12 protein-coding genes are annotated in these 21,590 nt (G+C 43.2%); 7 read left to right on the forward strand and 5 right to left on the reverse strand.

Annotated elements, in window-relative coordinates:
• Window positions 1–2: 2 nt before the first annotated feature.
• Window positions 3–2,825 carry a TonB-dependent receptor domain-containing protein gene (locus tag ACYUCY_RS13300; RefSeq protein WP_460226989.1) on the reverse strand — a complete coding sequence of 941 codons (2,823 nt, stop codon included), beginning with the start codon at window positions 2,823–2,825 and terminating at the stop codon, window positions 3–5.
• Between the two features lie 895 nt (window positions 2,826–3,720).
• Between ACYUCY_RS13300 and ACYUCY_RS13305 the strand changes: the two genes are divergently transcribed.
• Window positions 3,721–4,284, forward strand: coding sequence for an SRPBCC family protein (locus ACYUCY_RS13305; protein WP_460226990.1), 564 nt, complete (start codon window positions 3,721–3,723; stop codon window positions 4,282–4,284).
• Window positions 4,285–4,363: 79 nt separating this feature from the next.
• Here the strand turns inward: ACYUCY_RS13305 and ACYUCY_RS13310 are convergent, their stop codons facing one another.
• Complete coding sequence (locus tag ACYUCY_RS13310) at window positions 4,364–4,888, reverse strand: NUDIX domain-containing protein (RefSeq protein ID WP_460226991.1); 525 nt, start codon at window positions 4,886–4,888, stop codon at window positions 4,364–4,366.
• A gap of 124 nt (window positions 4,889–5,012) precedes the next feature.
• Window positions 5,013–6,725, reverse strand: a complete 1,713-nt coding sequence (locus ACYUCY_RS13315; RefSeq protein WP_460226992.1) for a carboxylesterase/lipase family protein — start codon at window positions 6,723–6,725, stop codon at window positions 5,013–5,015.
• 252 nt (window positions 6,726–6,977) lie between these two features.
• Between ACYUCY_RS13315 and ACYUCY_RS13320 the strand changes: the two genes are divergently transcribed.
• Entirely contained in the window at window positions 6,978–7,925 is a 948-nt protein-coding gene (locus tag ACYUCY_RS13320) for a hypothetical protein (protein ID WP_460226993.1), read from the forward strand.
• Between the two features lie 256 nt (window positions 7,926–8,181).
• Window positions 8,182–11,058, forward strand: a complete 2,877-nt coding sequence (locus tag ACYUCY_RS13325; RefSeq protein ID WP_460226994.1) for a hybrid sensor histidine kinase/response regulator — start codon at window positions 8,182–8,184, stop codon at window positions 11,056–11,058.
• A gap of 147 nt (window positions 11,059–11,205) precedes the next feature.
• Here the strand turns inward: ACYUCY_RS13325 and ACYUCY_RS13330 are convergent, their stop codons facing one another.
• The gene (locus tag ACYUCY_RS13330) at window positions 11,206–13,431 is read right to left on the reverse strand and encodes a TonB-dependent receptor (RefSeq protein WP_460226995.1); all 2,226 of its coding nucleotides are present in this window, start codon (window positions 13,429–13,431) and stop codon (window positions 11,206–11,208) included.
• 585 nt (window positions 13,432–14,016) lie between these two features.
• Here ACYUCY_RS13330 and ACYUCY_RS13335 point away from each other — a divergent pair.
• Window positions 14,017–15,693 carry a glycerol-3-phosphate dehydrogenase/oxidase gene (locus ACYUCY_RS13335; RefSeq protein ID WP_460226996.1) on the forward strand — a complete coding sequence of 559 codons (1,677 nt, stop codon included), beginning with the start codon at window positions 14,017–14,019 and terminating at the stop codon, window positions 15,691–15,693.
• A 10-nt stretch (window positions 15,694–15,703) separates the two neighbouring features.
• Here the strand turns inward: ACYUCY_RS13335 and ACYUCY_RS13340 are convergent, their stop codons facing one another.
• Window positions 15,704–16,495, reverse strand: a complete 792-nt coding sequence (locus ACYUCY_RS13340) for a DeoR family transcriptional regulator (RefSeq protein ID WP_460226997.1) — start codon at window positions 16,493–16,495, stop codon at window positions 15,704–15,706.
• A gap of 280 nt (window positions 16,496–16,775) precedes the next feature.
• Between ACYUCY_RS13340 and ACYUCY_RS13345 the strand changes: the two genes are divergently transcribed.
• The 3 genes from ACYUCY_RS13345 (at window position 16,776) to ACYUCY_RS13355 (ending at window position 21,515) form a co-directional block, all read left to right on the forward strand.
• Window positions 16,776–18,533: an alpha/beta hydrolase family protein gene (locus tag ACYUCY_RS13345; protein ID WP_460226998.1), complete on the forward strand. Its 1,758-nt coding sequence runs from the start codon at window positions 16,776–16,778 to the stop codon at window positions 18,531–18,533.
• A gap of 147 nt (window positions 18,534–18,680) precedes the next feature.
• On the forward strand, window positions 18,681–20,816 hold the full coding sequence (locus tag ACYUCY_RS13350) for a TonB-dependent receptor plug domain-containing protein (protein ID WP_460226999.1): 2,136 nt from the start codon (window positions 18,681–18,683) through the stop codon (window positions 20,814–20,816).
• A gap of 39 nt (window positions 20,817–20,855) precedes the next feature.
• Window positions 20,856–21,515: a hypothetical protein gene (locus ACYUCY_RS13355; protein ID WP_460227000.1), complete on the forward strand. Its 660-nt coding sequence runs from the start codon at window positions 20,856–20,858 to the stop codon at window positions 21,513–21,515.
• Window positions 21,516–21,590 lie beyond the last annotated feature (75 nt).

Here is a 21,590-nt window from a genome sequence, read left to right on the forward strand (position 1 = left end):
TTTTAAAAACGTGCAGTGACATCCAAATAGTATTGTTGACCGCGATTGGAGTGAACCGAACCAAAATATCCAAAACCTGCATCAGCCAATGGCGGATCATTATCGGTTACATTGTTTACGCCTGCACCGAGGATGAGTCCGGATAGTACACCAAGTTCTTCAAATTCATAACGCGCAAATATATTCAATTGCTGGTAAGAATCTATTGGAAGATACACATCTTTCCCATCAGCGTCCGTGTAGTTAACGCCAGTATCAACAAAATCGCTGATGTAGTTCCCACTCAAGCCCAAGGTGAAATTCGCTTTGTTCCAACTTAGTGAAGCGTTGTGACGCCAGCGCGGGTGACCATCCAATTTTATTAAGCTACCTGCATTGGTGATTTCTGAGGGGACCGCTGGGTTGCCTGCGGCGTTCGCGTCAATGAGTTGTTGGGTAATTGCATCTGGATCTTGATCAAAGGTTATTAAGTACGCCCCATTAAAACGAAAGCGAAAGTAACCTATATCTCCAACATCTAGATCGTACTGAACTGACAGGTCTGCGCCTTCGATGGTTCTGGGTTGTAAATTCAAATAGCTATCTTCAACGTAGAGTAGTGAGAGATCTGGCGCCCTGACAACGGCTGGATTGGTGCTGCCGAAGTCTGCACGCAATAAGGCATCATAAAAAATATGATTTCGATCACCCAAAATCCCAATGACTTTTTCTTGTTTTAACTGCCACCAATCTGCAGTCACAACAAGCTGATCTAAAGGTTCTACAACGATACCAAAAGATAATATCTCATCGTCCTCGGGTTTAAGATAATCTCCTCCTGAGCGACGGCTTTCTACCGTCTCGCCAGTCGTACCTTGAACCGGATCAATTCGACCGCCGTTTGAGCGTGCCAATTCGCTATCGGACGCCTGTGCTAGATTAGGTGCGCGAAATGCTTCGGAATACGAGCCGCGGAATTTAAGAAAATCAAACGGCGTGACGGCGACAGCAATTTTCGGTTTTAGCACGTTGCCAACATCAGAGTAATCTTCGTAACGCGCAGCCAATTGGATCTCTACGACATCGAAAATAGGAATAACCAATTCGCCAAAAACGGAAAGTACATGACGATCAGCTTTGGTATCGGGTGTGTAACTGGTTCCCAATACATTACTTTCATTCACCAGAGTACTGGTCACGGAATCGATAAAGGGGTTACTTCCTTCTAACAAGGGGTCTCTATCATCACTAAGTGTTTCTCTACGAAACTCGATACCTGCAGCGAAACCCGCTGAGCCTCCAGCAATTTCAAATAGCTCACCATTTAAAACTTTAAAATCTACCATGCTTAATTCGGTGGTACTTTCTCTCGAAACCGAGGTTAAGAATTGATTAATTACTGCTTGAGAGTTAGGTGTGCCATCAACAGTCATCGGAGAGCTTAAGCTACCGCCATTAAAAATATCGTAAGCCGTATTTGGGTCTGTGCTATTTACTGCTGCTTGAAAAGCATCCATGCGAATACGGTTATCGGTTTTATCTTTCGACGTGGCTTTCGAATAAACTACCGCGGAGTCCCAATCCCATCCGTCAGTAAAGGCACCTCTGAATCCCCCTAGCACACGATAGCTGGAATCATTAACTGTCGTTTCCTGGGGTGGCGCGTCTAGTGGTCGATATTGGATGAGGGTAATCTCTTCGCCGAAGGGGTTGAGCGCGGCATTGTCAGCAATAGTAAAACGCTGGGTGCTTAATACGCTGTCTGGCTCACGACTGATATCCGATTCAGCTTTGTAGTAGAGAAACTCGCCATAAGCTTCCATCGAATCGTTTATCGCGACATTCAACATGGCCGAAAAATTGAAGCGCTCAACTTCATTCGTCATGGTGCGATAAGGCGAAGAATCAAATTTAATGTTGTCGGGTAGGGCGGTACTAGTACCGCCATAATTGTTACGGCAAATGCCGCCACCCAGTGCGACATCACATCCTGAAAGGGTATCGGGTTGAATTCTAAATCGCCCACCCGCATCAAAAACGCCCCATGCGTTTGAAGATACGGTGTTGCGCAATTGGGTATCTCCAACAAAATCTTCCGGTAAGCCAGGATAAAAGCGACGATCATTACTAGCGGCGTAAGGTCGGTCGGAGGCGTACATAGGATCGCGCTGGTAATAATTTCCCGATAGCGTTAAGTGAGAGGAACCGTCGTTAAAATAAAAGCCATGTAAGGCAGATAAGGTCGTTTCGTCTAGGTTTGTGCTTGCTGAGTCGCTGTAGCGGCCGCTAATTTCCGTACCTTCATATCCGCTGTTAATAACATAATTAATTACACCGGCTACAGCATCAGTGCCATAAATTGCCGCAGCACCATCCCTTAACACTTCAAGTCTATCTAATCCTTTAACCGGTAGAGTATTCGCGTTCGCCGACATGACTGGAACTAGGTTTTCTGCTTGCGTGCCTGGGTGTAATACCAAGCGGCGGCCATTCAAGAGAGTTAAGGTGTTTCCTGTACCGATACCACGTAAATTGATTGAAGCGACGTCGCCACGAGCATCATTAATTCCGCCAACTTCCCTTTCGTTGTTAAATTCGATCTCACCCATTTGTGGAATGGATCGCAATAATTCATCTCCCGTACTAGCGCCAGAGGCGAAAATATCTTCTTTAGTGAGAACAGTAACGGGTAGGACACCGTCCATCGCCACACCTTGGATGTGCGAGCCTACAATTGTAATTTCCTCAATTTTTTGTTCTCCGCTTGGTGATTGCGCGAAGGTGAGAGGAATGAAAATCAATGATCCAGAAAAAAGAGCGAGCGAGTTTCGGTTCAACTTTTTCATATACGAGGTCCTGTAGAAATGTTTTTGTTTTTATTGTGGAGGCACGTGCGATAAAACGTCTAAAAACTACGAACGGATTTTATTGGATGACGAGAACGTTATCGCGAAAATTTGTTTTACCAGGAAAGTAAAATTTTTACTATCACTATTATTTACAATAAACAAATTTTAACAGACCGCGCATAAGCGACAGATCAGTATCAGTGGTTTGAAACTTTCTGATTGATAAGCTTGTTAATACGTTTTTGAACAATAGAATCAGATTTATTATTCTGAAAGCTCTAGCCGAGAGGATTTTGGCGACATAAGTATCATTTTATAATTAGTTTTACGGTTCGGGAAAGGCGCGAGTACCGCTAGTTAGCTTCTAACGTGGTGCTGGTTCATCGGTGTCAATCATAAAAAATTCATATTGTCGCGGATCAACTTGGATGATAGACAATTTTAGTGACAGAGAAACTGCGTTCTTATTTAGCGCATTTTTTTGGGGGGAGATTCAGAGGACGAAGTGTTTGGCTCTCGGATTTAAAATCACTCATTAGACGTGTCGAGGATAGTTAGACGTATCGAGGATAGTTTGGAAAGTAGAACCGCTTTGCCGCCTGCCGCTGTAATAGCTGGATTTAGAGATGCTGGTTTTACAAGGAGTGTTGATGTGGTTTGTGTTTTCGTTGATTCCCTGGCGGGTATACTCACTCCTGATGGCGCAGTATACTGCCGGATCTTCAATTTTCCTGGGTATTAAAAGTCGATAGCCTATGCGGTTATTCTTTTGTCGGTTTCCCAGGGTTGGCCGGAATCATGTTTCGATGATGTGAATCGATGATTAGTTGCTTACTATTGGTTGTTAGGCTCCGAAGATACAAATTTTTAATAAAAATAAGAGGAAGAAGTAGTGATTAATAAACTGTTTATTCAAACTCAATTTGTTTCTAATCGTATTCGCCTTATTGGTTTTTGTGCCTTATTTCTTGTATCGACAACTGCGCTGGCGCAAAGAGCGGCGCCACCGCCTTTGGCAGTTGAAAACCCAAATTATGTTTCTATTTATATGGAGATAAATGTCAATAAACCAGCAGCAGATGTTTGGCAGCGGGTCGGGAAGTATTGTGACATCGGTGAATGGTTGTCGATTCCCGGTGGATGTAAAATGCTATCAGGTGAAGAGGGCGCGGTAGGTTCCGTGCGCTCAGTGGGCACTGAAATCCTAGTGGGCAAAACTGAGTTGTCCTACACCTATACCCAGCCAGTACGAGTAGGCCGCCCTTATAACCTTTATCATGGCACTTTAGAAGCTCGACCAATCGATAATAAAACGTCCAAATTGGTTTACACTTTGGTTTACGACAATTCATTAGTGGAAGGCGATGAAGCGGCGAAAGAAGCACAGATAGAAGGGCGGCGAAGAATTTTTATGCGCGCATTAACTAATATGAAAAAATTGGCAGAAGAAGGTTAATTCGCGAAATTAAAAACTGAGAAAAATGATCATTTCTCATTTAAAAAAAGGAATCTATTATTGATTCCTTTTTTATTACTTAGACGTTTTCTATATTCGGTAATTCGATCATTTTTGGCTCGACATTTTGGCTTCGCAACCAATCGCGAAATATAAATCCTGTACTGGTTGGCCAGCTAAAACATTTATCCAAAGATAACAGTTTAAAATCGTCGAGTTCTTCATTCAGTACAATTTCCCCATCTGCAAGTACATGGTAGCCGATGACGATTTGATTCATCGCTGCGGAGGGATATACATTGATTAGGGTCGCGTCGGTAGCGTCCAAATTGAGTTCTTCTTTCACCTCCCGAATCGCACATTGGCTGGGTGACTCTGCGTGCTCAATAAATCCGGTGATTAAACCGTAGTAAGGGCCGGGCCAAGCTCGGTTATGCGCGAGTACAATCTCACCTCGATACTCAACAACCACGGCGACGATGGGAGTTGGGTTGTCGTAATGAATGAAACCACAATTCTCTGAGCAGGCCATACGAAATTCAATATCGCTGGAATTTGGGATCAAAGGTGCACGACAATTAGGGCAGAATGTAAATTCGATCAAGATATGCTTTCCTTCAGTGAGTCTTTTTTAAATAAGATCGAGTTGTTTCGAAAATTATTGTTTACCTCCAAAAGATAAAGGCGCCCGAGGACGCCTTTATCTTGCTATCAGAACTTGTTTAGTTTTAACCTTCGCCACCTAAAAATACTCTTCGCTGTTCACCATGAGGGTCGCTTACAACTTCGGGTTCAAGATCAAATACCATGACCGGAAGTGATTGGTTGTTATACTTTGGCCAATCGGGTAAACCCTCATGATTTGGATTACCGGTTTTTGCAAAAGCCAACCAAGCTTCACTCATTAAATCCGCGATGCGTTGTGCTTCTGGACTAGTGCCAGACATTGACGCTGATTTTTCAACATTGTCGAAGACCATGCCAATTTCCAGTGCGTGCGGCGAAAACCATTTTCCGTTTTCAACTGGCGTGTCCCAATTTAATAAGTAGAAATACAAGGGTGCACCACCTTGCACGACTTTCTTTTCTGCCAATTCTACTGAACGATTTAAAAACCCGCGATCCGTTGCCGCCGTAAAATATAATTCTACTGCGCCAATATCAGGATTGTTCTCGCGATAAATATCTATAACGTCACTGGCATTAATGCCGGGGGCAAGATTTGAAATCGCATCGGGTAAGGTTTCCCAGGTGATTTCAAATAAGCTTGGGTTACGTGAGCCAGCAAGTAATGACATCTCAGTTCTAGTTGTACCGATTAAAACCGGAATGTCAGCTGACTGCGGAGGAGCGCCGTCTTCGAAAGGATGGCGAGGGATATTTTTACCGTCGACAGTTGGGTTGCTTGCGATTGCAATTCGATTTTCAGAAGCAACTTTTCTAGCGGCTTCTTCAATTCTTTCTGGTGGCATCGTAAGAACCTGATCAATGGTTTCTTCTGTTAAACCCAAAGCGTCGACGACAAGCTTTGCTGCATTAGCTGAATCGACTGGATCCGCCAATGTAATAGCAGGCCCGCTTTGAATAACTGCACGATGGAACAAGCCTTTTGCATTGTCCATGGCTAATAAAGTACTTACCTTCATGCCGCCGCCGGATTCGCCAAAGATAAGAACGTTATCTGGATTGCCGCCAAACTCTTTAATGTTGTCTCGTACCCACTCCAATGACGCAACTAAGTCCAACATACCAGCGGCACCAGAGTCAGCGAATTGCTCTCCGTATTCGGCAAGGTTTAAATAGCCGAAATAATTCAGTCGGTGGTTAACGGTAACGACAACTACGTCCCCTCGATTTGCTAAGCGGACGCCATCGTAAGCAAGACTTGAACCTGAGCCACTCGTAAAGCCACCACCATGAAACCAAACCATGACCGGGCGATCTTTACCATCACGCAATGCTGGGGTCCAGACGTTCAGAAATAATGAATCTTCACTTAATGCCGGGGTAGGATCAGGCTTCCAAGATGTAAACAAACCGCCGCCACTTCCGGTCGGAATTTGACGCGTTGAATTCCCATAGTTGAGTGCATCCATAACGCCGTCCCAGGGCTCGGGCGTTTTAGGTGCTTGAAAACGAGTCGTTGCGGTATCCGCTCCATAGCGAATACCTTTAAATACCGTAACGCCGTTATCGACGAAACCACGCACTTTTCCGTATTCAGTCGAGGCGATGAGGTCGTTTTCTGAAGATTCCACTGCCGAGCCCGCAGGCGTATTTGCTGACTCTGATTCAGCGCTCGGGCTTTCTTCAGTGGGGGCAGATTGCCCACAAGCGGTGAGAATTAAGCTAGCCATTAAGGCCGCGGCCACTGTTAATGGCCGCAAGAAACTGATGAGCTGTATTTGCTTTACTGTGGTGTGGGAAAGGAAAGTTCGCATGATGACCCCTGAGTTATTTGCAGTTATTGTGGGAAGCACTCTTGTTCGACAATGTACCATAATCTGGTGTTGTGAGGTGGGTGAACTCATCAAAATACTGCGTGTAGACCAATGATTTTTGAGTAATAATCCCAGCTGAAAAGAACAATAACAAACCAATACGCTAAGGTATTGGATAACGGGAATCTAATAGTTATTCGGGTCAATATTGTCTAGTTGAGAAATTAAAATAAAAGTAATTGGGTGATTGTTATGTTGAACAAAAAAATATTTTTTTTATGCCTACTGTTAATCATTAATCCTGTTCACGCCGACGAAAAACGTGACATCGTTAAAGGTTTTTTAGCTCCTTTGTTTGAAGTATTAAGACCAAAAATTGAGGAGATGATGAAAGCAAGCTTACCTATTGTCGAGAGAGATGCTACGTTCCCGAAGGAATTACGGCCAGATGTACTTTTTAACTTTGATACCGTTATTGAGCTTGCATACGACATAACAGCAGAGGAGATTACTTTAGAGCAGGCGAAGTTGATTGAGTTACTAATGTCATCGACTCTTGGTGAAATAGTAATGGAAGCAATAAAACATACTGCCGAAGGAGGAGATAATCCGGGTAATGCATTTGAAACTGTCCTTGCTACTTATGACTTAGAAAAACTAGAAGAAGAATTCAGTCAGTTGGAACTTGCTGAAAATGATTTGAAATCAATAAATGTGATTACCAATGGGCTTAAAGATAAATTGATTATGGCTGGTGTAAATAACATAGTGAATGAAATTCACCAATACTATGAAGATAGGCCTTTTGGAAAGATTGATAGAAACTTATGCATGAAAGCAGTAGAGAAGAGAGTGGTTTTGTATTCGGTAGCAGTATGCGAAGCGGGGTACCGAGCAAAAGATTATCAAGCGTCTTTGGGGTTTGCGAAAACTAAATGGCAGGGAGCTCTTCCTGTTTCAGCGAGAGATATAGACGCCGCTAAATCTATCTATAAATCGCTTTTAAAGAAAGATACAACAGGAGAGGCTCATTATTTTTTGGCAATGCTTAGCAAGAATACCGGCGATCCCGCTTATTCGATAGAGGAATTACATTGCATGATGAAAAAGTCTCAAAATTCAGGATACGAAGATGCCTCTTCAGCCCTCAGAGATTTTGCTCACGTAGCAGATACCGCTTCTTGTCGTGATACCAATTGAACGAGACCCAGAAAAATAAAGTTCAGTACCATATATGACCTTGCTTAGCCTTTTTTAAAAAGCAGATCTCTGTGCGAGGCATATGTAAATTCAAGCCAATTCAAGTTCCCCGATTTAGCTGCTGACCAATTATTCATCTAGAAAGACCGCTCTATTGTGAGCCAAACAGTAGGGGGCCACCTACTGCGGGCACGCCGGAGGATTTCCATATTTCTGCTAAGCTTATTAGATAATGAGCATTTGAGAGCAGTAATTAATGAGTGATTCCTTTTCCGGCTTGCGGTCTTTTAGGGGCGATAGCGTCAAAATTTCGCCTTGGTTCAAGACGGCGATCTGCCTACTATTTACCCTGCTGATCCCCTGGGGCGCGTCCAGTGCAGATGATACAGAGCTAGGAGTTCCTGGAAGGACCATTCATGTAGAAGCGGCGGAGAAAATCGACCTTAGTTACTCAGCGTATGTCTTTAAGGGCGATAAGCTCGATTGGCGAGCGGTTGCTGAACAAGATATTGAGTCGGGGCAGCTAAATCCAGGCGAATTTTTAAATATCGATGAATTTGGTGGATCGCCTTTGTGGGTAAGGGCAGATTTTAGTACTGGCCAACTTGACCCGAACGATGAATGGCTATTTGGTTTAGATAGCGGTTTTGGTGGCGACATAACTTTGTATCTACTTGCGGATGGGCAGTTAATCCAAGAGACAATCTTGTCCAGCAAAGAAACTTTTTCAGAGCGGCCACACCCACACCGATTTATTCATTTTCCTCTGCAACTTCCAGCGAATGCCAACCTTACCCTGATATTTACAATCGAAAAAGCTGCCAATCCGTTTTTCTATCCAAACCTGACGACTGAAATATTGCTCACTGAAAGTGAAATATTCGAAGCTTCAGCCTTAGGATTTGCATTTGGCGTACTGGCGATCATGATGTTTTACCATTTGGTGTTGGCAGCCGCCACCTTGGACAAATCATATTTTATGTACTCACTTTACCTCGTCTCCAGTGGCATGTGGATGCTGGTGTATAGAGGTTTGAGCTTTAAGTATCTTTGGCCTGAGTATCCTTGGGTGGAGGTTTATCTCGGGCCCGTATTTATTTATATGCCCGTTCTTGTCGGGATAACGTTTACACTTCAATTTTTGGAGCTACCAAGAATTTCCAAAAATTTCACCCGCTTTTTTTATGGCTTATTCGGATTTATGGTCGCCTTGGTGATTATTCGAATTCTGTTTCCAGAAACAAACATTCTTCTATTGTCTTTGACCTCTCTCGCTGCGTATGCAAGTTTTATTTATGCTGGATATTTCGCGATGCGAAATGGTGTGGTTCACGGCAGATACTATTTAATAGCTTGGACCATTTATAGCCTATCTATCGTAAATTTTTTGTCTGGCCTTAGCCGCGGTCCGGTTTTTCTCCCAGGCGAACCTTATTGGGTAATGATCGTTAGCTATGATGCACAAGTTCTTTTATTGGCTCTCGCCTTAGCGCATCGGATTCGAACGATGCGACAATCGACGATGGAAGCGGAAGCTGATAATAAAGCTAAAAGCGAGTTTCTTGCTCGTATGAGCCATGAAATTCGCACCCCACTCAGTGGGGTGTTAGGTATGGCAGAACTATTGTCTGATCGACTAAAAGATAAAACGAATATTTATTACACCAACATTATACGATCCTCTGGCACATCACTACTGACAATAATTAATGACATTCTCGACTACTCAAAATTTTCTTCCGGGAAGATGGAGCTAGAAAAAATTCCTTTTAGTTTGCAGCGCCTAGCGGTAGATAGTCTCGATATATTCAAAGTAAAGGCAGCTGAAAAAAATATCGAGTTGATTGCTGACCTTGATTTAGATATGCCGTCTTTTGTGTTGGGAGACCCTAATCGCGTAAAACAAGTGATCCTCAATTTTATCAGTAACGCGATAAAGTTTACCGAGAAAGGTCAAATAGTTTTGCGAATAGATCTCGTTGCGGGTCAAGAAGATATGGTTCGTATCGCCGTGATTGATTCTGGTGAAGGTATTAGTAAAGCGAACCAACAAAAATTATTCAAAGCTTTTTCACAGGCCAGTACGTCAACTGCACGCATACATGGTGGAACCGGTTTGGGTCTTTCTATAAGTAAACAATTGGCTTATTTGATGGCCGGTGATATTGGCGTAGAAAGTGAAGAGGGCAAAGGTTCAACTTTTTGGATCACCGCAAAACTGCCGAAGAGTGACTTTGTACAACGCTCTTTAGATGCCAGTGACATAGATCTTAGCGGCTACAAGCTGCTAATTGTTGAAGACAATTATACTTTCGCGGAATTACTGCAAAGCCAAGCGCGCACTTGGGGAATGGATAGTTATGTTGCTCGCGATGGTGAGGAAGGGCTAGAGGTTCTCGAAAGAGAATTCGAAAAAGGTAATCACTTTGATTTAATTAGCTTGGACTTAGTGATGCCAAAAATGGATGGGTTGGAGACCAGTCGCAGAATTCAACAAGATCCGCGTTTCAAAAATATCCCTCGCTTACTATTAACTTCTGCAACCAATTTCCCTGCACCACATACTTTGTCAGCGGCGGGCATAAAGCGAATCAAAGAAAAACCAACGCTTCCCGCTGAGTTAAAACAAGCCTACAAAGAATTGCTGTCCAAAGATGAAGCTCAAGACGGTGACATGATCGTTAGCTCGGATGAAAGTAAGAGTTTGGCAAAACTTTCCATATTGGTGGCGGAAGACAACTCAGTAAATCAAATGGTTATTGACGGTATTCTCAAGCGTTTAGATCAATCAGTAACGCTCGTTGAAGACGGTGAGAAAGCATTGAGAGCGGTTCAAGAAGGAACAGGTCATTTTGATTTGGTGTTGATGGATTGCGATATGCCGGTTATGGATGGGATTTCGGCAACAAAACATATTCGCGAATGGGAGCAAAAAAAAGAAAAACCGCCTATCCGTATTGTTGCACTGACTGCTCACGCCGTGCAGACTCAAGTTGATGAGTGTTTTGAGGCAGGTATGGACGAATATTTGAGCAAGCCAATTGATATTAGTAAACTAGAGAAGCTATTAAAACAGTTTTCTGAAGCTGCTGATCAGCAGTCTCGCCAAGTTCTTGAGCGAACCGAGGAATAAAATAGCCGAATAATCTTTCCTGAACAAATACTTTTATCGACGGCTCCACTTTTCTAAAATTTTTACACTTTACAAATCATTGATATTCAGCCGCCAATTATCTTGGTGGCTGAATATTTTCTATTTCTGAGAAGTCTATTCTGAACCCTAGAAATTAAATGTTGCGTCAATACCGAACCGGCGTGGTTGAGGAGCAATGCCAAACACGGAATTTACGGCGCCTGCTCGAATTCGCCCAACATATTCGTCGTTGTTAGTCAGGTTCTTACCCCATATTGAAAATTGGAATTTTCCATCACCTGGAATGAAAATTATTTTTCCATTCGCATTCCAAAAACTATCGGTTGCAACGTCTTCGGAATTGAAAGCATCAAAATACTGCTCGTCCACAAAATTAGTGTCCGCATGTAAAGTCAGCAAGCTGCTCCCAATCTCGATATTGTAATCGACAGCAAGATGAAAATTAATGTCGGGGGCTTCAACCAAATCATTACCGCTGATATCAACGCCGTTAAGTACGGCGTCTTTGTATTCACCTTGTAAGTAACCCAAACCTAAACTCAACTGTAAATTTTCGCTTGCTAAGACCATAGCCTCTACTTCTAGGCCATACATTTCTGCATCTTCGTTGACCAGTTGTGACTCGGTTGCGCTGATCACGTTGAGAAATTGCAAATCATTGTAATTCGAGAAAAACACAGCCGAGTTTACTCGAACACGATTGTCTGCAAATTGTGTTTTGTAACCAAATTCAATCGTATCGATTGTTTCCGGCGCTGCGGTGCTTAGTTGGTTGGTAGAGAACAAGGCGCTACCATCAAACGCGCTGCTGCGATAGCCGCGAGAATAATGTCCATACAACAATGACCCTCGATCTAATTTAAGATCTAAACCAATCTTTCCAGTAAAGTCAGAATCGGAATAGTCTAAATCGTTGGCAGGATTGTCGACAATAAATGGCACCATGACCATGCTTGCTGGCAACAAAAACGTACCGGTTGAGGTGAAATTATTCAGATCGCCTTCGTCTTGAGTCCAACGAATTCCAGCGTTCAAAACTAGCGAATCACTTAGGTCTAGGTTGCCATTAAAATAAGCAGCGTAGGAAGTTCGACGCTGATCATAATCAGTTTCAACGTAACTCGGGGTATTGGCAAAGGGATCTATCATTGGGTCAAAACTAGGGTCGCGAATAAATTCCTCGAATAAACGAGTTGTCGTAGGGATTTCCGACTGTTCGTCGAAATAATAAATCCCAGCGATAAAATTAAATCCAGAATCGTAGTTCGATGTAATCCTTAAGTCTTGTTGAACTTCGTCAGACTCCGCGTAAAAATCGATATGAAGCAAATTATTCATGCTGCCGTCAGCATCGACGAGATTTAAAAATGAGCCAGAGATTTTCGATGTTACCGAGCTTAAGGTCAGGTCTCCTAAATCAAAATTCATGGTTAGGTAAGCACCATCAGTTTTAACTTCGATATCTCCAGATCGATCCCAGAAACCTTCGTGAAGATCGTAAGAGCTTCCGGTGATAGAAGAGACTCGAGGGTTAACCCCTATAGCATTGGTGTTACCTGGGCCGCTGCCGACGGCAATTACGCCTGCTGCTTTTGGACTGCTTCGCGACGAGATTAATCGCAATGTCGCATCGAAGCCTTCATTTTGATAGAGGAATGAAAGTCGAGCGGCCCGGTTGTCGATATCTCCTAAGTCTGAACCATTGGGGTTTTCGTTTTCCCAAAACCCATCACTGTTTGAATAGCTAAATGCGAGACGGGCTGCAAGCTGGTCGCCAACAAGGGGTGTTTCGACTGCGCCATCAACGTGGCCGTAGCCATATTCACCGAGAGAGGCTTTGATATAGCCGCCGGTTTCAAAGCTGGGTTTACGAGTTATAAAGTGCAGGGCGCCACCCGTTGTGTTTTTTCCGAATAGTGTTCCCTGCGGACCCCGGAGGGCTTCAATACGTTCGATATCGAATAGCAGTGGGCCGCCGAAATAAGAGGCGGCCAAGTTAACTTCATCAACAATAGTGCCTGTTGCTGAAGAAGTGTTTAAAGCAAAGTCTGTTGTGGCCGCGCCCCGTAAGGAATATTTGGGCTGGTCAGGTAAGCCAAAATACGACACGTTAACGTTGGGAGACAGGCGGGCAATATCAGTACCATTATCCATTTGCGCATTCTCTACCATCTGGCCATCGATAACGCTCACCGCGACAGAGATATCTTGCAGACTTTGTACTCGCTTAGTCGCTGTCACCATGATCTCTTCTATCTCGCGCGTTTGCTGGGCATTTGCGCTAGAGACCGCCAACAATGTCGGGATTAGGAAACAGGGAATTGAGGATTTTAGAATAAACTTGGAATTCATTTGACACCCCTAGGTTTTAATTATTGTTACTGGGAAGACGCTCAGGCTTAAAATGTTACTTATTTATTATTATCGTTTCGAAAACGAACACAATACTGCATTATTTAAAAAAATAGAACATGATTTCTAATAAATGTTGCTATTAGAAATAGAAAGACCGATTGTTGGGCGTCGCTAGATAAAGGTGAACGGGCGCGCTGTTTTTCGTAGAAAAGACAAAAATACCCTTTTTTTTCTGGGTGTTACGCATTTTAGTGTTCGTATTTTTAGCTATCTATTCTTGTCACCCCGAAAGTTTTTCACCGACTAGCTAGCACTTTGGTTTGAGTGAGTACATGGTGTTAGCTTGGCGATGTAAGGGTTTATAATTGTTTGTGTGTCACAAAATGTATAAATAGCTAACAAATACAATAAGTTATGCTCCTTTGGGCTTCCCCGTGGGCTTAGCTTGGATCAATAGTATGTTGTACAAACATTCGAATAAGAAAATAAAACTAAATACTGATCCAATAAAGTTCGAAAGTGAACTATAATTTCGCGCTTCTAAACCCTCTCTGTTATCAATATAGTTAGTGATCGTTTTTCATGAATCAAAGACAGTCTAGTTTGCAACGCTTTGCCGAAGAGGAATTCGATGTTCTTATCTTGGGGGGAGGTATTAATGGTGCGGTTGCAGCAGCAGCCCTATCTAAACAAGGGGCGAAGGTTGCGCTGGTAGAAAAATCTGATTTCGCCAGCTTTTCTAGTTCAAACTCATCTAACTTGGCGTGGGGTGGAATTAAATATTTAGAAAGCGGCGAATTACTTTTAGTACGTAAGTTGTGTAAGAGCCGCAACCTATTGATGGATGAATACCCTTCACAAGTGAAAGAGGTTCGATTTTTAACGGCCATAAATAAAAACTTTCGCTGGCCTAGCTGGTGTGTTTACTTAGGAGCTTTGTTTTATTGGATTATCGGTAATTTTCGCACTAAGGCACCAAGATTGTTAACACGCAGCGATATGCAGTCTCAAGAATCCGTAATCAATATTGATGAGCTGGCTGGAGGTGTGGAGTACTCAGATTGTTATTTGCCTGAAAATGATTCGCGTTTTGTTTTTGGTTTTATCCAGGCTGCCATGGGGAGTGGTGCTGCAGTCGCAAACTATGTCGAAGCCTTGGGTTCAGAACGTCGTCCCGGTGGTGGCTGGCATTGGGTTACAGAATTGCGGGACGAGCTCAGTGGCAGACGGATTAATTTAAAATCGAAAGTTTTGATCAATGCTTGCGGCGCCTTCGTTGATGAATACAATCAAGGCATTGCGCAACACACTCCTTATCGTCATGTATTTTCCAAAGGCGTACACCTGATCGTTCCTCAGCTAACGGAACATGAGCGAGTCTTGGCATTTTTTGCTAGCGATGGACGTCTTTTTTTTGTTATTCCTATGGGCAGTTACACTTGTATTGGTACAACCGACACGCAAGTTGAAGATCCAGAGGTTGAAGTTTGCGATGATGATCGAGATTTTATTCTGAGAAACGTTAACAAGTTATTAAGGTTAAAAGAGCCTTTAACGCGGGCAAATATTATTGCCGAACGCTGTGGAGTGCGTCCTTTAGTTGTTGAGCGAAGAAAGCATGAAACGGCCGATTGGATAAATTTATCGCGTAAACATCGGATCCACAAAAATACTGACGATAAATTCATTAGTATTTTTGGTGGCAAGATTACTGATTGTATTAATATCGGCAACACTTTAATTGACGAATGTGAACGCTTCGATATTCTGCCAAACAGTCAAAGGAAAAAATGGTACGGCGAAGCCGCTGAACAAGATAAAAAGAACTTTTTGTATCGTGCCGCGACTCATGGTTTCGGTTGTGAGTTAAGCGTTGCTTTATCTAGGTCAAAGACGGAAGTTAAGCCTGCTCAGGTGGAGCGTTGGTGGCGTTTATATGGCGAGCAAGCAAATGAAATATTGATTATCGCAGAACAAAATCCAACAACTACCGACCCAATAATTCCCGGTATGGATATATGTGTTGCAGAAGTAATGCTGATGGCAAAGCAAGAAATGATTATCACGCTAGACGATTTTTTACGGCGAAGAACGAAAATAGCACAGCTGCTGCCGATGAAGGAATTAATTAACCATCCTGCACTTTTACATATAGCGGCAATTTTATTTGGTGAATCCAAAGCTGATATGAAAGTACAGGAATATCGACAGCTTATTCTCGGATTTGAGGGCCCTGTTGTTCATGCTGTGGGAGCGTAGGTAAAGACAACTAAGAAACGGAGTTAATGTGGGAAACTTTCGCAGGAAAATAAATTTCTACATTTTCTCTTTTGGCAATGCTCATTAACTCGTCGCTGGGTTCTTGATCGGTAAACCACATTTCAACTTGGGAAAGGTGACCGAGCCTCACCATTGCTTTGCGACCAATTTTACTATGATCGGCGACTAATAACGTATTACGAGAATTCTCAATAATAGCTTGGGCGACGCGAACTTCGTGATAATCGAAATCTAATAATGCACCGTCACTGTCGATTGCCGAGATCCCAATAATGCCGTAGTCAACTCTAAATTGTTTGATTAGGTCTATAGTTGCTTCACCGGTTATACCTTTATCCCAGGGGCGCACCGAGCCGCCAGCAATGATAACTTCGAATGTTTCATTGCTGCTAAGCAAATTAGCGACATTGAGATTGTTGGTGACGACGCGAAGGTTTTTGTGATCGAGTAAATGTTTTGCGACTTCTTCAGTTGTCGTACCGATATTAATGAACAGAGAAGCGTCGTTTGGAATAAAGTCTGCAACGAGTTGAGCAATACTATTTTTTTCGTTTGAATAGAGGGTCTGTCGATCTTTGTAATCAACATTGCTGTTGCTTGTCGCCAAACCAGCGCCACCGTGATATCGCCTCAGGATCCCGTCTTCACAGAGGCTATTAATATCTCGGCGAATAGTTTGGGGAGTGACTTGAAAGTTGCCAGCGAGCTCTTCGATACTGGCGAAACCTTCTTGTCGGACTAGACGGGCAATCTCGTCGAGGCGACTGATACGTTTTGACATTGGACTCTCTAAATAACATCGGATGGCATAGTGTACAGCGATTTTTGCTATTTTCTAGTTTTAAGTACCTGCCTTCGTATTTCTCAAATGTGGGGAGTTTGTTGAGGAGGGGCCTATTTGCGTGAATTAAACTCCGTCGATCGGTTGGTTTGATAGTCGCTCAGGTATTTTGTGACCCGAGTAGTTCAGAAGTAACATATCTACATTTATCAATTTGAATTAACCCCGAGTAGGCAGCAAATTTTCGATGCCAGGCTCGCCAACAAAAAGAAAAATAATTATGTTGAAAAAACCTGTTTTGTTTTTAGTGATCTCGCTCGTTTTGGTTCTCTTTGGTAGCGCGTTATCAAAAACGATTAGCACGGCCGGAGGCAAAGTTACGATCTCAGATCTGCGGTTCCCAACGGCTTCCGGCGGCACTATGAGTGCGCTTCTTTACAAGCCAGATACGGCAAGCGCTGAGAATAAAGCGCCGGGCGTATTGGCGATTCATGGCTATATAAATTCCCGTGAAACTCAATCGGGTTTTGCGATTGAATTGGCTCGACGTGGTTTCGTTGTTCTCGCTATTGATCAAAGTGGTCATGGCTATACTGATCCTCCGGCATTTGCGAACGCCTTCGGCGCAACGGACGGTTTGACATATTTACGCAGCCTGCCATTTGTTGACACCAATCGAATTGGTTTAGAGGGTCATTCGATGGGGGGCTGGGCAAGTCGCGCAGCGACTCAGCAGATGCCTGATCAGTATCACGCAATAGTGATGGAGGGTTCTTCGACAACGTCATTGGCCTTTGGTAATTTTACTGGCAGCGCGAATGATCCAAAAAATATCGCCATTGTGTTTAGCCTCTATGATGAATTTTCCGAAATGATGTGGCGCGGATCAAAACCGCAAGACCTTGCAAGCTCGCCAATACTAATGGAACTTTTCGGCACCGATTCTCCCGTAGAAGTCGGAAAGTTATATGGTGACATTGAGCAGGGCACAGGACGAATACTTTATCAGCCTGCGACGACACACCCTGGCGACCATATTTCTCCGGAAGCAATTCTTAACGCCGTCTCGTGGTTACAATTAAGCTTGAATCAACCAAGCGAGATAGCGCCGGATGACCACATATTTTTATGGAAAGAGTTGGGAACGTTGATTGCGCTTATTGGGATTATTTTATTTATTTTCCCACTTTGCCAGTTGCTTTTGCATATGCCTTTTTTTGCTTCGTTAAAAAAACAATCGCCTGTGAACCATCGAGACAGCGGCGTATTCTGGTGGATGGGCGCTTTGTTAACAACGACGATTCCGGCGGCGAGCTTTTTCGTATTTTACGATTGGACGGCGTCAGCAATCCCCGGTAGTTGGTTCTGGCCACAAAATATTACGACGGCGATTGCTGGGTGGGCGGTTTTAAATGGATTGATAACGCTTGCATTGTTGTCAGTTCGACATTGGAGTAGTGCAAAAGTCAGAGGGAGTGGATTCGAAAGTTATGGTTTAACTATAAGCCTTAAAGAAATATTCAGCACCATCATTTTGGCTACTGTGATTATGCTTGTATTGTCGATTCTCGCTTCCGGCGTGCAATCAATCTTCAATAGCGATTTTCGATTTTGGGTCGTCGCTTTAAAGCCAATGTCTTGGCCACAGTGGAAAATATTCTTCTGTTATTTGCCGATATTCGTTGTGTTTTTTCTCACATTTTCGGCGAATCTGATGGGCCCCTTGCGTAGTGCCTTTTGGCAAGCCAAAGAACAAAATCTCGCTGCACAATTTTGCGTGAATGCGCTTATTGCTTCTGGCGGGTTCATTGTATTGTTATTGATTCAATATGCTTCTCTATTTCAAACCGGCACCTTACTTATTAATCAATCATTGTTGACCATTGTTGCCATTCAGTTTGTACCCTTGCTCATCGTAATCGCGTGCATCACGACATACTGTTTTCGAATCACTGGAAGGTCATACCTTGGTGCGCTGGTAAATGCTTTATTTGTCACCTGGTATATTGTGGCGGGTCAGGCGACGCATATTGTTTGATAGATGTAGAGGGTTTGTTCGGAGGGTATCTGTGCAATAAGGCTACAAAATAACCTAATTTAGAAGTCGGGGTCGGAGATCCAATCTAAAACCAGTGCTACACTACGGCCTTTAGATTTGCGAATTCAATGACTAAGGACCTTCATAATGACTCGCTTGTTCTCGGCGGCCCCGACTCCGCTACTGATAGTAGTACCTTTCACTTTATTATTTACCTACCCTCAATCGAGTTACTCTCAATCAGAAACGGCCAATCCATCTCCGGTTTCCAGGCAAGCGGAGACGCGACCAGCAGAGGATATAGAAGAAGTTCTCGTCGTTGGCCAACCCCTTCCTGCAAAAACAGATATTCGCCCCGATACAGAACTATTGATGAACGTAGCCGGCGCTGGGCTTGATCCACTGGCGGCAATATTGTCCTTGCCCGGCGTAACTTTCGCCAGTGATTACAGTAGCGAGCCGGCGGTGCGCGGTTCGTCTCCGGCGGATAATGGCTATCTTATTGATTTAATGCCTGCGCGCTACGTGTTCCATTTATTTGGAAATAGTATTTTCAATCACAACCTTATTCATAGTTTCGATTTATATCCTGCTGCTTTTTCTAGTGAATTTGGCAATGCGACCGGCGCAATAGTTGATGTCAGACTTCGTGATCCAAAGCAGCAGCGATTTACTACAACACTCGACGCTAGCTTTTTGAGTTCGGGCGCGATGATTGAAACCGCGATTACCGAAGACAGCGCTATTTATGCGTCTTACCGACGAAGTTTAATTGATCAGTTTATTAATGAAGAAGATCTCGACGATGAAGAAGAGGGCGTTGTTGTTAACAGTCTTCCCGTTGCCGATGACTATCAAGTAAAAGCAACCTGGGATCTCACCACACAACAGCGTTTAAGTTTTTTGGCGGCGGGTGCGGGCGATAAGGCCAAGCTCACCTTTGGTCAAACTTCAAATACTGCACTAACCGATCCTGATCTTTCTGGTCCAGCAAGTTTAGATACTCGTTTCGACAGCCAAGGTTTACTTTGGGATTGGCAATCGGCATCCGGGAAAATGAGCAGCAGTTTAGTGTTATCCCGTTTAGATGAAAGCGACGAATACGTTTATGGTACCGGGCAATTTTTTGATATTTCCACTATTCGAGATATCGCACACGGTCGTTTTTTAATTGACGTTGCATCTCAGCATCAAATAACTACTGGCGTGTATGTCGAGGACATCGATTTCGACTTAGTAATTAACGCAAAAATTCCAATTTGTTCTGATTTCGATACGAACTGCCTCACCACTGATGCACCGTTGGTGCAATTCGATGATAATTTTCAGGTTAAGGCCACCACGCTTTACTTAGAAGATCGTTGGCAACCGAGTGACTGGTTTTCAATGCGCTTTGGTTTGCATCAGTTAAGTGATGATTTCCTTGATGATAAGCAATTGGATCCGCGTTTTCGGGCGGACTTTACTTTAAATGATGATTGGAATTTTTATTTGGCTTACGGGACATATTCACAAATTTCTGAGCCGGAATTTATTTCTCCCGCGACCGGAAACCCAAGTTTAGAATATGAAGAATCAACTCACAGTGTTATCGGGATTAAAAACAGGTTTGGTGACGGTTGGTCTTGGCAAATTGACCTTTATCACAAAGAGATGAGTAATTTACCCTTAGGTTTAACTCCCGGTGTGGATGCTGATTTCGCTAATCGTTACGCGAATGACTTAAGTGGTGAAGCCACCGGTTTTGAGTTTCTATTAAATAAAGAATTAACCGATAAACTTTATGGTTGGGTTGCCGTTAGTGTTGCAGAAACTACACGTCGTAATGATCGCAACGGTGTTACACGTGATTATGAATTTGATAAGCCCATCATTATTAACCTTGTCGCGAATTACGATTTGGGAAGAGGATGGATGTTAGGCGCCAAATGGTCTTTGCAAAGCGGCGCCTTGTATACCCCGATCGTCGACACGCAAGCTAGCGTGACCAATCCCGGCGTGACGATTCCTGTCTACGGTGAACTCAATAGCGAACGCCTGCCTTTTTATCATCGTTTAGACTTGCGCGTTGAATACACGAAAGAAACCGGCTTCGGAATGTTTAGTTTTTATGTTGATGTATTAAACGCGTACTTTTCAGAAAATGTGCAAGGCTACGAATTTGCGCCGAATGGCGAAGATACCTTAAGTTCGCCACCATCTGGCTACGGAAATAATGTACCCGTTAGGCAATTCGAAGGCTTGCCGTTTTTCCCTTCAGTGGGATTTAAAATTCAATTTTAACGTTTTTACACTCGCAAAATAAAATGACTGGTGCTTAATATGAGAAATTACATTGTTGGACTTGTTTGTATTACGCTGTTTACTGCTTGCGCGAAATTAGTGCAATTACCGGTGAACACATTGGTTACGGAACAGGGAATGATTGAGGTTCCAAATGTATTGAATATCGACAAGGTATTCATTAGTTCTAAGTTCTCTGAAATTAATTTAAATCAGATCTATATTGACCGGGTCGAGGTATCTTTAGATGAATATTATAAAACAGTAGATTTTTCCTTTTGGTCTCAAGATGAACAAAATAAAGCGACAACTATTTGGGCTGATTTAATAAAGGACTCATTAAAATCGGAATTGAATAAAGCAGGATTTAGTTTGCTAGAAAAACCACAACCAGGAAGCTATACGATTTCCGTTAATGTATTTGGTTTGGGTTTTGGAGGCGGTGCTCACACCTCTTTAAAATCCTCAAAAAAATATAGTTCACGGAACGGTTTATATTTAGATCAACCAGCAGAGCAAGTGTATCTAGAATATTTTTTAACATCTCCAGAAGAGGCGTTGTTTTATGCGATCAATCTTGAAACCCCCAGCTACTCCTATATAGATGGGAAGTCTAGAAATGGCTACGAGCAAAAGAATAAACGCTATGTTGAAAAATGGATGGAAGCTTTTGTTGCGGCTTTAAAATCTACCGAGTGACCTCCCCCGAGATTTTGCATGAGAAGTTTTGGTCGATAGAGCAAGGCATTTGGCTGAATGAACTTCTAACCAGGG

The sequence above is a fragment of the Aurantivibrio infirmus genome (assembly GCF_054767315.1).